This is a genomic window from Hymenobacter sp. M1-2, from assembly GCF_057808495.1.
Window position 1 is genome coordinate 189,244 of record NZ_JBTYZO010000004.1, and the last position, 12,327, is coordinate 201,570.

11 protein-coding genes and 1 riboswitch are annotated in these 12,327 nt (G+C 57.8%); of the genes, 6 read left to right on the forward strand and 5 right to left on the reverse strand.

The features are described 5' to 3' along the window. Positions 1-16 precede the first annotated feature (16 nt). The gene (locus tag ACYSMN_RS05970) at positions 17-958 is read right to left on the reverse strand and encodes a DUF6565 domain-containing protein (RefSeq protein ID WP_488922940.1); all 942 of its coding nucleotides are present in this window, start codon (positions 956-958) and stop codon (positions 17-19) included. Positions 959-1,118: 160 nt separating this feature from the next. On the opposite strand from ACYSMN_RS05970, the gene ACYSMN_RS05975 reads away from it, so the two are divergent. From ACYSMN_RS05975 to ACYSMN_RS05995, 5 genes are all read left to right on the forward strand, one after another. Continuing rightward, the gene (locus ACYSMN_RS05975; protein ID WP_488922941.1) at positions 1,119-2,279 is read left to right on the forward strand and encodes a DegT/DnrJ/EryC1/StrS family aminotransferase; all 1,161 of its coding nucleotides are present in this window, start codon (positions 1,119-1,121) and stop codon (positions 2,277-2,279) included. 215 nt (positions 2,280-2,494) lie between these two features. Further along, positions 2,495-3,517, forward strand: coding sequence for a Gfo/Idh/MocA family protein (locus ACYSMN_RS05980; RefSeq protein WP_488922942.1), 1,023 nt, complete (start codon positions 2,495-2,497; stop codon positions 3,515-3,517). Positions 3,518-3,535: 18 nt separating this feature from the next. Beyond that, positions 3,536-3,874 (forward strand): nucleotidyltransferase family protein, encoded by a 339-nt coding sequence (locus ACYSMN_RS05985; protein WP_488922943.1) that lies wholly within the window; start codon positions 3,536-3,538, stop codon positions 3,872-3,874. Between the two features lie 135 nt (positions 3,875-4,009). Continuing rightward, complete coding sequence (locus ACYSMN_RS05990; protein ID WP_488922944.1) at positions 4,010-4,195, forward strand: HepT-like ribonuclease domain-containing protein; 186 nt, start codon at positions 4,010-4,012, stop codon at positions 4,193-4,195. A gap of 16 nt (positions 4,196-4,211) precedes the next feature. After that, the gene (locus ACYSMN_RS05995) at positions 4,212-4,955 is read left to right on the forward strand and encodes an EcsC family protein (protein WP_488922945.1); all 744 of its coding nucleotides are present in this window, start codon (positions 4,212-4,214) and stop codon (positions 4,953-4,955) included. An 81-nt stretch (positions 4,956-5,036) separates the two neighbouring features. On the opposite strand, the gene ACYSMN_RS06000 is transcribed toward ACYSMN_RS05995, so the two are convergent. Next, positions 5,037-5,471, reverse strand: coding sequence for a DUF4890 domain-containing protein (locus ACYSMN_RS06000; protein WP_488922946.1), 435 nt, complete (start codon positions 5,469-5,471; stop codon positions 5,037-5,039). Positions 5,472-5,748: 277 nt separating this feature from the next. Then, positions 5,749-5,840: riboswitch (SAM riboswitch) on the forward strand. Positions 5,841-6,146: 306 nt separating this feature from the next. Between ACYSMN_RS06000 and ACYSMN_RS06005 the strand changes: the two genes are divergently transcribed. Continuing rightward, positions 6,147-7,592 (forward strand): amino acid permease, encoded by a 1,446-nt coding sequence (locus ACYSMN_RS06005; protein WP_488922947.1) that lies wholly within the window; start codon positions 6,147-6,149, stop codon positions 7,590-7,592. Between the two features lie 403 nt (positions 7,593-7,995). On the opposite strand, the gene ACYSMN_RS06010 is transcribed toward ACYSMN_RS06005, so the two are convergent. The 3 genes from ACYSMN_RS06010 to ACYSMN_RS06020 form a co-directional block, all read right to left on the reverse strand. Beyond that, complete coding sequence (locus tag ACYSMN_RS06010) at positions 7,996-9,468, reverse strand: lipopolysaccharide biosynthesis protein (protein WP_488922948.1); 1,473 nt, start codon at positions 9,466-9,468, stop codon at positions 7,996-7,998. A 115-nt stretch (positions 9,469-9,583) separates the two neighbouring features. Next, the gene (locus tag ACYSMN_RS06015) at positions 9,584-10,933 is read right to left on the reverse strand and encodes a DUF7033 domain-containing protein (RefSeq protein ID WP_488922949.1); all 1,350 of its coding nucleotides are present in this window, start codon (positions 10,931-10,933) and stop codon (positions 9,584-9,586) included. 104 nt (positions 10,934-11,037) lie between these two features. Continuing rightward, positions 11,038-12,327, reverse strand: coding sequence for a hypothetical protein (locus tag ACYSMN_RS06020; protein WP_488922950.1), 1,290 nt, complete (start codon positions 12,325-12,327; stop codon positions 11,038-11,040).

The window sequence follows — 12,327 nt, forward strand, 5'->3', positions numbered from 1 at the left end:
GGGTGGGTGCAAGTTTTTATTCTTTCTTCTTGTCGTCTTTGCCGTCGAAGACGTCTTTCACGGCGCCGCCAACTTTCTTACCGACTTTCACAGCGCCTTTGCCGATTTCCTTACCGGCTTCTTTCACGTCGCTGCCAACGTTTTTGGCTGATTTGCCGGCTTCTACGCCTTCGCCTTTCGCTTTAGCGTCAGCTTTATCGCCGGTAACCAAGTCGCCCACTTGCGAGCCGCGGGCTTCCGTTTTATCAAATGATTTAAAGGCGGCGTATTTCAGCTTTTCCTTGGCTATTTCAGCCTTATCGGCTCCGCTGACGTCACCTTTTACTTGGTCGTATTTGGCGTCCATAGCACGCCACTCGGCGTTGATGTTACGCCAGTCATCAATGTCGAACTTGTCTTCGTTCTGCTTAATGCTGCGGACGAAAGCTTCGTACGTGCCCCGGGCGTTGGCCGCCGTGAGGGCCGCGGACGGTGAGCTAGGCTTGTAATATTTGCCAAGCTTAGTTCCGCCACTGTTGCCACTGCCGCTGCTAGCAGAAGCAGTCGTCGTCGTGGTGGCGGTGGCAGTAGTATCAGCAGAAGCAGTGGCAGACGCCCCGCTGCTAGCTGACTCCATCTTGTCGTAGGCCGTGGTGTAACGCGTGCGGAGCGCCTCAATTTCCTGTCGGCGCGCATCGTCGTACTGGTCGGCGTATTTATCTACGGCCGCCACTTTGGCGTCGAAGTCGGCCTTGAGCTGGGCAGTTTCCTGCTGAATATTACCTCCGGCCTGGGTGGCCGCGGCATCAGCTTTGGCTTCGGTGTCCGAAACGAAAGTCTTGAAGTCGTTGTACGCCTGGTCACTTTCAGCCGAAACCTCTTTTTTTTGGTTGGAGGAGCAACCGGTCTGGGTGAAGGCAACGCCGCCCATCAGCAACGTGGCCGATAGCGCGTGGAGGGTGAGAGCTTTCCTGAACATGGCATCAAAAATCTAAAGACAACATATAGGCCCGCCACTACATAGTAGCTGGCTCTGGCACGCTTAACGCAGCCCAAACGCTCTAGGTTGCGCCAATGTGGCTTGCCCAACGGCTACCGACGACGTTTTATCTTTGAATTTCATCTCTTCCCGGCTCGCTGTGCCCGCCTTTCCACTACTTCCGCCCACACCTATCTCCCTCCTCGATTTGCCCGCCCAGCACGCGCCCATCCGGGAAGAGCTGGACGCGGCCCTGCGCCAAACGCTCGATGAGGCAGCCTTCATTCAAGGGCCCGCCGTGGGCCATTTTGCGCAGGAGCTGGGCGAATACCTGGGCGGCCCGCACGTAATTCCCTGCGCCAATGGCACCGATGCGCTGCAATTGGCGCTGATGGCGCTGCGCCTGTCACGTGGCACCGAGGTCATCGTTCCGGCCTTCACGTACGTGGCGACGCTCGAAGCCGCTGCCGTGCTTGGTCTGGTGCCCGTGCCGGCCGAGGTGCGCCCCGACACTTTCAACCTCGACCCGCAGGCCGTGGCCGCCGCCATCACCAGCCGCACCGGCGCCATTGTGGCCGTGCATCTTTTCGGGCAGTGCGCCGACCTAGAAGCCCTGCGCCAGGTGGCCGACCAGCACGGCGTAGCCCTCATCGAAGACAATGCCCAGGCCATCGGGGCTACATTCCGCCCCAGCCACGGCGGCACCTGGGTGGCCGGCACGGTGGGAGAGGTGGGCACTACGTCGTTTTTTCCGAGCAAAAACCTTGGCGGCTTTGGCGATGGCGGAGCCCTCTTCACCCACGACGAAGCTCGCGCCGCCTATCTGCGTCAGCTTGCCAACCACGGCCAGACCCGCAAATACCACCACGAGCACGTAGGCCTCAATTCTCGCCTCGATACCTTGCAGGCGGCTCTGTTGCGCGTGAAACTGCGCCACCTCGACGCCTGGACCGCCGCCCGCCAGCGCGTAGCTGCCCGCTACGACGCCGTGCTAGCCGATACTCCCGGCCTTACCCCGCCGGCCCGCGACCCACGCAGCACCCACGTCTTCCACCAATACACCCTCACCACCGCGGACGAGCCCGGCCACCGCGACGCGCTGCAACAGCACCTACAGCAACACGGCGTACCCAGCATGATTTACTACCCGCTGCCCAACCATCTACAGCCCGCTTACCAGTACTTGGGCTATCGCGCAGGTCAGTTTCCGGTGGCCGAGCGGCTGTGCCGTACAGTGCTGTCATTGCCCATTCATCCCACTCTGACGGATGAGCAGGTGGCGTACGTGGGTGAGGTGCTCAGGGAGTTTTCCATCGAATAGTTTGGTCTATAATCTCGTGCGGTAATCTTAGGCTACAGAAGTGCCTTGGGACGCTTCAACACATTTCTAATTACGATTTTGTGCATACCAGCCGGACTTGGTACCCCTTGTGACTTAGCTCGCACCAATGTGTCGCGCGTATACGGTGTGCGCGGAGAAGCCGGTGTTTTTTCGGAGCTTGCCAAACTGTTTATTGCTCCCGAACCCCGTTTCCCTTGGCTGATTCTTCTGCCGTTCGTTTTGCCATTTGCGGCGTAGGCCACATCGGCCACCGTCACGCTGCCCTCGTTTCGCGCCATCCCGGCGCCCAGCTCACCGCCCTCATCGACATTCGCCCGGAGCTGCAAGCGGGCTTGGCCGCCGAGTTTCCAGGCGTACCCTTTTTCCTTTCACTCGACGAATATCTGCTACACGGGCCAACGGCCGATGTACTGACGGTGGCTACGCCTAATCATCTACACGCTCCGCAAGCCATTCAGGGCCTGCGCGCCGGCTTGCACGCGGTGGTAGAAAAACCCATTGCCTTGCGCAAGCGCGATGCCGAAGACCTCGTGCACACCGCCTTGCAAACGGGCCGCCTCGTGTTTGGGGTGATGCAGAACCGCTACTCGCCGCCCGCCGCTTGGCTCAAGCAAGTCTACGACGAAGGTCGCCTCGGCAACATCTACCTCGTTCAGATCAACTGCTTCTGGAACCGCGACGCCCGCTACTACCGGCCCGGCGGCTGGAAAGGCACTCAGCAGCAAGACGGCGGTACGCTCTTCACTCAGTTCAGCCATTTCGTGGACCTGCTTTATTGGGTGTTCGGGGATATAGAGAACATTCAGGCCCGCTTCCGCGACTTCAACCATGCCGGCCTCACTGAGTTCGAAGACAGCGGCCTCGTCACGTTCGATTTGGTGCGCGGGGGCAGCGGCACGCTCCAGTACAGCACCGCCGTCTGGGACCGCAACCTCGAAAGCTCCCTCACCGTGGTGGCCGAGCATGGAAGTCTGCGCCTCGGCGGCCAGTATATGGACCAAGTAGCCTACTGCCACCTCAAAGACTACCAGCTCCCCGCGCTACCGCCCACCAACCCCGCCAACGACTACGGCCCCTACCAAGGCTCCGCCGCCAACCACGTGCAGGTGATAGAAAACGTGGTGGACACCGTGCAAAAGCGCAGCTTCGCAACCACTAATGCGCTGGAAGGCCTAAAGGTGGTGGAGATTATTGAGCGGGTGTATAGTTTGAGGTAAGAAGCAAGACGTTGCGTGATGAAGAGTCGTATATTCCGGCAACATGGCCACCTTACGTATCTTCAGACCCGACTCGCCAGCCTCTGCCAACACTTTCGGGTAGAACAGCTATATCTGTTTGGCTCGGCCGTAAAGGGCCAGTTTGACCCCGATACTAGTGACGTAGATGTGCTGGTAAAAATGTTGCCCGCGTCGCCGGTGGAGCAAGGAGAAGCCTTGCTGCAACTCAGGGAAGAATTGGAGAAACTGTTCCAACGCAAAGTCGATTTGCTGACGCCGGGCGCATTGCGCAATCCGTATCTGCGAGAGGAAATAGAGCGTACCAAACGCCTGGTGTATGACATTTCGCGGCCATAAGTATCTGTTTGATATCCTTCAGGCCATTGAATAGGCGGAAGAGTTTGTGCACGATATTCCCGACTTCGCCGCTTATCAGGCAGATCGTAAAACCCGTAGCGCCGTAGAACGCCAATTAGGCATTGTGGTGAGGCAATGAATCATTTACGCCGGGTGTGGCCCGAGGCCGAATTGCCCAATACCAAGCAGATGATAGATTTTCGGAATCGGCTAATCCACTCGTATGATAATATTGACGACGTTATCGTGTGGGCTATCTTGAAAAAACATCTACCAGTGTTGAAGGCCGACGTGCAGCGCCAGCTAGGGGCCGATGAGTGAAAGCAAAACTTGAACCGTGTCTACTGCCGAAGAGCAAGCCCGTACCGAACTGCACACCTGGCAGCGCAAGATGCAGCAGCCTCCTTCGCTGCTGAACCGCTTGGCGCGGCGCGTCCAAACCCGGCTGAATGCATTGCTGCCAGAAAAAGTACACGCGGCCATCACGGCGGCCATCAAGCAAATGGTGCGCGGCGTGCTGTTCGGCTCCGCGCATACTACGCGCAAGCCCGTGGAGGATATTGCTCTCGCGGAGCGGGAAGACGCCGTGCGCACGCGCGTCCGTGTGTACCGCAACACGGCCGCTGCGGAAGGAGCCGTGACGGGCGCGGGCGGCTTCCTGCTCGGACTCGCCGATTTTCCGCTGCTGCTTAGCATCAAGCTCAAGCTACTCTTCGACATTGCGGCCCTCTACGGCCACGACGTGCGCGACTACTCCGAGCGTCTCTACCTGCTGCATGTGTTCCAATTGGCCTTTAGCAGTCAGCACACCCGCAACGACATCTACCAGCGCCTCGCCGATTGGGACGCCTACCGCCACACCCTCCCCAGCGACGTGCACGAGTTCGACTGGCGCACCTTTCAGCAAGAATATCGCGACTACATCGACCTGGCCAAAATGGCCCAACTGGTGCCCGTCATCGGGGCTCCCGTTGGGGCCATTGCCAATTACCGCCTCCTCATTCAGCTTGGCCACACCGCCATGAACTGCTACCGCATGCGCTGGTTTGCGGCTGAGGCTACCGCTTCTCCTTCCACCTGAACAGAGGAAAGAAGGACAGGTCATAAAACCCGAAAAAGCCCCGTCAATCACTTGACGGGGCTTTTATCATTGCGGCTGAACTTAGCTTTTGGCTTTGCGGTGGCCTTTGTGTTTCTCGGCTTTCTCAGCGCGAAGCTGGGCGTATTTGGTGTACTGGTCGGCCGTCAGGATTTGCTGGAGCTTCGCGTCGTATTGCGCTTTGCTGGCCTTCATTTCCTGGTGGCCTTCGCGGCGCTTTTTCTTGTCGGTAGTGGCGGCGTACTGGGCGCGCTTGGCTTGCATCTCCTGGTAGCGGGCCAGGTGCAGTTCGCGCACTTGCGCCGTCTGGGCGGGCGTGAGGTTGAGCTTTTTAGTGAGGCTCTGGGCGGCGTGGTCGGCGCGCTGCTGGGGCGTTTTCTGCGTCTTAGCGGCGTGGTCCGTTTTTACTTTGCGCTCGGCTTTGGCGGGCGCCACTTGCGCCGATGCTACACCAGCCGAAAGAGAGAAAGCAGCGAGAAGAACGAGGATTTTTTTCATGGAAATGTTTGAATTGTTGAATTCGAGAAGTCGGAAAAGAAGCATGGCTAAGCAGTATTTTGTGCTTCTGAGTGTGATTAGGCAACTCAGGTGCCAATTTTTGTGCCCGGTGGCTTTTCTGTTGAAAATAAAAAAAGTCAATTATGAGATTAAACCTTCGTGTCCTCGATTCATCGGGGCCAGATGGGCGGGAATATGCAGCTCAGGAGCACTATTTGTAAATGCGCGAAGGCTGCGCTTACCTTTGACGCACCAATTCTTTACCGACGAAGGATTGTTTTTATACAGAGGCGCTGAGAGACAGGCTCTACGACGCGCCGGCAACCCTCGGATCATCCGAAACGGTGCCAACTCCTGACCATATAAAAACAACAAGCCGTGGATTCTTTGCCCCGCTTTTCAGCCCGTTTCGTACTCTCTGCCTCGCTGTGCGTGTCGGCTAGCTGTTGTTGCCCGGGCTGTTGTAGCTAGCCTTCCTGTAGGTCAACTTCAGACCGTGTGAGTGCGCTCCGAAGTTGGTGGCTAAGGCCTGTTAAGGCCCTTTCTTTCCCTCGTTTTCTTTTTTGGCTTCGGCCTGCCAGGCGTTTTACGCTCCGGTTCCGCGTGCGGCTATTGCGGCGGAACGGTGTGTGGTTCAACAATTCGTGAAGCCGAGGCTTCATGACACCTCTTTTTATGCTGAAAAAATCCTTGGAACTGCTGCGGCAGGAAGCCGCCGAAACGGGCGCCAACACCCTCAAACGAACCCTGAACGGCTTCAACCTCATCACTATTGGCATCGGCGTCATTATTGGGGCCGGCTTGTTTTCGCTCACGGGCATCGCGGCCGCCAACAACGCCGGCCCGGCCGTGACTCTCTCGTTTGTGGTGGCTGCCGTGGGCTGCGCGTTTTCGGCGCTGTGCTACGCGGAATTTGCTTCTATGGTGCCGGTTTCGGGCTCGGCCTATACTTATGCCTACGCTACCATGGGTGAGCTGTTCGCCTGGATTATCGGCTGGGATTTGGTGCTCGAATACTCGGTAGGCGCGGCGACGGTAGCCATTAGTTGGTCGCAATACCTGCTCAAGTTTCTCAGCAAATACGGCATCATTCTGCCGCCGCGGCTGGTGATGTCGCCGTTTGAGACGGCGCAGTTGGCCGATGGCAGCATCGTGCATGGCTTCGTCAATGTTCCGGCCATGCTCATCGTGCTGGCTATTACGCTCATCATCATTCGCGGCACACAGGGTTCGGCCTGGTTCAATGCGCTGGTCGTGACGCTGAAGGTGGCGGTGGTGCTGGTGTTTATTGCGCTGGGCTGGCAGTACATTGACCCGGCCAACTACCAACCCTACATTCCGCAGAATACGGGCGTGTTTGGGGAGTTTGGCTGGAGCGGCATTCTGCGCGGGGCGGGCGTGGTGTTCTTCGTCTTCATCGGCTTCGACATTGTGGCCACGATGGCGCAAGAAACGAAGAACCCGCAGCGCAACATGCCCATCGGCATTATCGGCTCCTTGCTGATTTGCACGGTGCTGTTCGTACTGTTCGGCCACGTCATGACTGGCTTGGCCAACTACACCGAGTTCAAAAACAGCGCCGCGCCGGTAGCCATTGCCATCGAAAAAACGCCCTACGCCTGGCTTTCTTCGGCCGTGATTCTGGCCATCATCATCGGTTATACTTCCGTGATTTTGGTGGATTTGCTCGGGCAGAGCCGCGTGTTTTTCTCGATGGCGAAGGATGGGTTGCTGCCGCCGGTGTTTGCGCGCATTCACGAGCAGTTTCGCACGCCGTTGCAATCGAATCTGCTGCTGGGCCTGTTCATTGCGCTTTTCGCCGGTTTCGTGCCGATTTCGGTGGTAGGGGAGATGACGAGCATCGGTACGCTGCTGGCTTTTGTGATGGTGTGCGTGGGCGTGCTCATCATGCGCAAAAAAGAGCCGAACGCGCCGCGCGGCTTTCGTACGCCGTTGGTGCCTTTAGTCCCCATTCTGGGCATTCTCACCTGCCTGCTCATGATGGTGTCCTTGCCCGGCGAAACGTGGCTGCGGCTGGCTGTGTGGCTGGCTATCGGCTTGGCCATCTACTACGGCTACGGCAAAAAGCACAGCAAGCTGCGGCAGGAGCAAGGACGCTAGAAACCGGCTGCTACGGGAGTTTCCGGCGAAGTCTGCCGTAGCGCCTTCATCGAAATTGTAGCTAGCTCAAGTTGCACAACAGCCGCGTAGCGGCAACAGGTTTGTAGCCTCTGGTTGGTCTGGGGTGTAGCACCGCGTAGCGGTGCCAGAGACGCCAGCCGATCTGGCACCGCTACGCGGTGCGGGCTCGTTTTAGGGTTGTTTTCTACAAACCTATTGCCGCTACGCGGCTGTTGCACAACCCGGATTCGTTAAGTCATTACGGCTTTGCGTGGCGCTAGCCCCGCTCGCTTGCCGCAAGTAGAGTGGAAAGCGCTTTATTAATTTATTAAAGAGAGTTGTTTGTGCTGTTTTCAGTTTTTCATAAAAGACAGCACAAGCTTGCCGACTGGGCGAACTAAAGTTAGGCGCGTTTCAGCAGCTTTTGCAGCACTTCCCGTACCTGCGGCTCCGCGTTGGTGAGTAGAAGTAGGCCGCCATACAAGGCCGTTAGCAGCGTGGAACGCAGCAGCATTGTGATGAACAGAGAGTGCACAAAGGGCACCAGCCAGGCGGCCAGGCCGGCAGCGGCAGCGAGCAGCAGAATAAGCGGCACACGCTTGTCGAAGGGCTGTAAGCCGAAGCTGCGCCACACAAACCAGGTGCGGGCCGTGTTGATGGTGACGAGAGCCGCGGCAGCGGCCACGGCGGCGCCCGTCAGGCCCATCCGCGGAATCAGTAGCAGGTTCATAAGCAACGTAGCGCCAGCCAGCGAGGCATTGAATAGCAAATCGTAGCGGTAGCGCGGCGACGTGACAACAATAAGCCCGTTGACACCCGTGATACCATCGAAGAGGCGGCCGGCCAGCAGAATGAGGACAGCCGTGGCGCCGCTGGCGTAAGTGGGTTTCATCTGGGCGTAGATAAAGTCCAGGTTTAAGGCGATGCCAAGCGCCAAGTAGCAGCCCAGAACTGTATTGAGGCGAGTGGTGCGCTGGTAGAAATCGGCCATGCGGGGCAAGTCGTGGTCTTTCCAGTACTCGGCCAGTAATGGAAAGGCAATCTTGTATAGCGCCCGAAAGGGCAGCACCAGTGCCGTGCTAATAAAAAACGCCACGCTGTAGATGCCCGCCCCGTCGAAATTCACCATCGAGCCCACCATCAGCGAATCGACGGTGGTGATGATAACGCCCGACACGTTGCCGAGCAGCGCAAACGCCCCGAAACTGAGCATCTCGCGCATGGGCCGAACACCCAGCACCGCGCGCGTGGGTCGCAAGTGCAGCTCCCCAATGAAGGCCGTGTACACAATGAGCAGCAGCCCCACACTACTACTCGCGCCGATGTACCAGAGCACGTAGCCGTGGAAGCTGAGGTAGCCACCGCCAAACAGCAGAGCCCCAACCGTAATGAGCAGCCGCAGAATGATTTCCTGAGCGAAAGAGGAAAACGCCGTGTGGTAGAGCGACTTCAGATAGGCATCCTGGAGATTGAGCAGTAGCGTGAACAGGGCCAGCACCAGCCCCCACACGTAGTATTGACTGAGCAAGTCCGCATCCTCTAAGTAGAAACTGAGCACCAGCGGTTTACCCACCAGATACAGCGCCGCCACCACCGAAAACCCAACCAGCGGCACGCCCAGCAGAAACGGCAGAAACCCGTGGTGCCCCGTCTCGCGCTGCCGGAAATACGGAAAAAACCGCACCCCCATATTGCCAAACCCGAAAGCCGACATCTGCGCGAACATCGTAGCCAAGGCCACTAGCACGCTGGTAAGGCCTATCTGGTGCGGTTCCAGCACCTTGGGCAGCACCAGCACCGTATTAACGAAGCCCAAGGCCAGCCCCGCGTAAGAAATAACCGTATTGCGCAGCCCTTGCCGCCGAACGATGCCCAATTGTACTTAGTGCTTAGTTGTCAGTGCTTGGTGCTTAGTTGTTAGTGCTTAGTGGTTAAGGTTTATGCTGATGCCAAGCAAGTCTACTACAAACCCCTAAACCAGGCACTAAGCACTAACAACTACGCACTAAAGAAACAATGTCCTGGCCGTTTACGAAGGCCGTATTGCGGCTGCGAAGGTACTGCATCAGTTCGGCGAACTGGCGCGGGCCGGTGGTTTCATTGGTTGGGTCGAAATGGTCGTTGTGCCAAAGCAGCGTACAGACGCCGCCGAACCGCTCAATTTCTTGGAACATGGGCCGCAGCGCTGGCAGTATTTCATCGGGTGCTAGCTGCAAGTAGTTGAGATGATGCAGTGTGGCATCCATCACGTTGAGCGGAATTTCGAGAAAAGTACACGCCTCGCCCCGCTCAAAATTGAAGGGATAAAAAGGCAAGCAGTAAGAATTGCGAAATCCAAAATGCTCCGCGAAGCCCAGCGTGGAATCGTAGGCGAAACTGACTTCATCAAGTATACTGGGTGTACGCTGGGGCTCCCAGTACAGATAGTGAAACCGGTTGCCAAGAATGGAGCCAGGAAGTTGCACCCGTTCCCGCTGCAAGCGTTGTACATCCGTACTGGTGCCAATGCTACCGTGCACGGCTAGCTCACAACCCTGTTCGGCTAGCACTCTAATCCGCCACTGCAGAGCTGTAGAGGATAGTTTGTAGTCGGCATTGGAGGTGCCGTTGGGCGCTTTATGGTGGTTAGGTAGAAAGAAGAACGTGCTTTTAGCTCTGTGCTCAGCCACCGTCTGCTGCACCAGTTCCAGGTTGTCCCAGGCGTCGGGCAGGGTATAATGCCGTTTGAGCAGCTTGCCGAATTTCAGCCATTCGCGGCCCTGCCAGGCGGCTTTGGCGGGAGCTTTCCACGCGCTGCGCAATTCGTCGATATCGTGGGTGATGAAGGTGGCGAAAGGCGCATCGCTGGCCCAGCGGCGCAGCGTTAGTGGCTGACCCGTGGCATGTTCTACAGCCGTCTTTAGGATGTCGAAGTAGTAATTTACCAGCGGCTTCGTCACGAAGCCATATTGCTGCTGCACACTGGCGGCGTAGGGAAACCGACCGTGTCGGTCACGCTCCTCCGAAAAATATTCCTGCCAGCCGCTGAGCAGGTAGAAAGCAGCAGAAACGAGGTCAGCGTGCAGATAGGCGCGGCGCTCGGGCAGTAGTTCCAGCAGCGGCAGTTCCAGATTAGGATCGAAGAAAACCGGCAGAGTCTGGCCTTGCCACTCGCGCAACGTTGGAGCAGCGGGGTAGGGCTGCTCCCGCGTAAAGAACCCCGCCGAAGCCTCAGCTATTTCAATTTGTGCCTGGCTGCCCGCGTAGGCTGTGCTCACGTTGGGCACCGCCTCGTAGGCCAGCCGGAAATGCCGGAGCACATACGCCAAGCGGACTTCAGCGGAAATAAGAGAATGTGGCATACGCTTCAGCTCGTACCGAAAAGTAGTTGGTTCGATAAGAAAAGCATTGTCTTGATTTGAAAGGAAGCAAACACATTCGGAAGACTGCGTAGCCAAACTAAAGCTTACCCCACGGATTCCAGCCACTCGTTTAGCAGGCGGGCGGCACGCTCTTGGCTGTGGCCTTCCTCTGGCGTGCCCAGCGTGGCATTGTAATAAGCCGCCCGGCGGTACAGATCCGCCGGTTTGTGCTGCCGATAGCGGCGTATCAATTCCGACAGTTCCGGCAGCGTCTGAGCCCGTTCCACCAAGCCGTGCGCCACGTAGCCGTAGTAATCGTCGGCTATGGTATGCGCGCCGAAGCGGTAGTATAGACTCACGACGTTTAGCAGGGTGGCTTCCAAGTGGGTGCTGGTGTCGGCGGCAATAAGGGCATCTTGCTGCTGCACAAACTCGAATACGTTTTGCTGTCGGGCATCGGAAAACAGTAGCTGCGGGTATTGCTCGCGCAGTGGGCGGAAGTCGCGGGAGTCGCTAGGATGGGGGCGGAAGGTGAAGGTGAGGTCTGGAAATTCGGGCAGCAGGTGCGCAATGGCAGCAGTAATGGCGTCCGTCATGTCCAGTGTGTTGCAGGCAATGCCCACGCACCGGACCTGCGGTTGCTGGTTTTTCTGATTGAGAAAAGCATCGGCTTTCGGCATGCCCACCAGTTCTACTCGGCCTCGCACCGGCCCGCACTGGCGATATTTGTCTAGTGCGTCCTGTCCTTCGAGCAAGTTTAAATCGAAGCCAAGCGGTGGGAAATTGACGCTCACGCTGGCGTGCTGGACGTAGGCCGTCGGAATGCCCTCGGCGCAGCAGGCCAGCAGCAGAGCCCGGGTGTCGTCGTTGTGGTCGTTGGCGAAGACGACGGCCCGCGGCTGGTAGTGCCGCAGCGCCCGCCGGTACACCTCGTAGTAGCCAATGGCGTTGTAAATCAAATCGAAAAACCGCCTGGCCCGCCGCCCTTCCGTGCGCATCAGCCCCCAAAATACCAGCGGAAACTGCCAGTAATACAGCAGCTTCCGCCGCAACGACAGGCGGTTCACCACGTCATTATAGCGCCCAATTTCCTTGCTCTGCCCCGCCACCAGCACCGCATCGGGCCGGGCAGTCCGCAGAAAGTGCAGCGAGTCGTAGTTGTTCTGGCTTACCACGTACAGCCACACCGCCCCGTGCAGCTTCTCCGGATTGCGAACGGGCCGAAACACGTTGCCAATGAGCCGCGCGCCCGTGTAGCCAAGCACTTTTACGAAGCGCCGGAGCGGACTGGTAGGAGAAATGGACTCTAATACGTGCTTTGGAAATCCCGCGAAATGGTCGGTGAAGCGGACATACAGGATTTCCCGTAGCCGGGCAGTCAGACGTCCGAACAT

Bases quoted from the DNA above. Each gene is read 5' to 3' on its own strand.
- ACYSMN_RS06015 (WP_488922949.1), bottom strand. From the start codon at position 10,933: ATGCCACATTCTCTTATTTCCGCTGAAGTCCGCTTGGCGTATGTGCTC.
- ACYSMN_RS06005 (WP_488922947.1), top strand. From the start codon at position 6,147: ATGCTGAAAAAATCCTTGGAACTGCTGCGGCAGGAAGCCGCCGAAACG.
- ACYSMN_RS05970 (WP_488922940.1), bottom strand. From the start codon at position 958: ATGTTCAGGAAAGCTCTCACCCTCCACGCGCTATCGGCCACGTTGCTG.
- ACYSMN_RS05985 (WP_488922943.1), top strand. From the start codon at position 3,536: ATGAAGAGTCGTATATTCCGGCAACATGGCCACCTTACGTATCTTCAG.
- ACYSMN_RS06000 (WP_488922946.1), bottom strand. From the start codon at position 5,471: ATGAAAAAAATCCTCGTTCTTCTCGCTGCTTTCTCTCTTTCGGCTGGT.
- ACYSMN_RS06020 (WP_488922950.1), bottom strand. From the start codon at position 12,327: ATGTTCGGACGTCTGACTGCCCGGCTACGGGAAATCCTGTATGTCCGC.
- ACYSMN_RS05990 (WP_488922944.1), top strand. From the start codon at position 4,010: ATGAATCATTTACGCCGGGTGTGGCCCGAGGCCGAATTGCCCAATACC.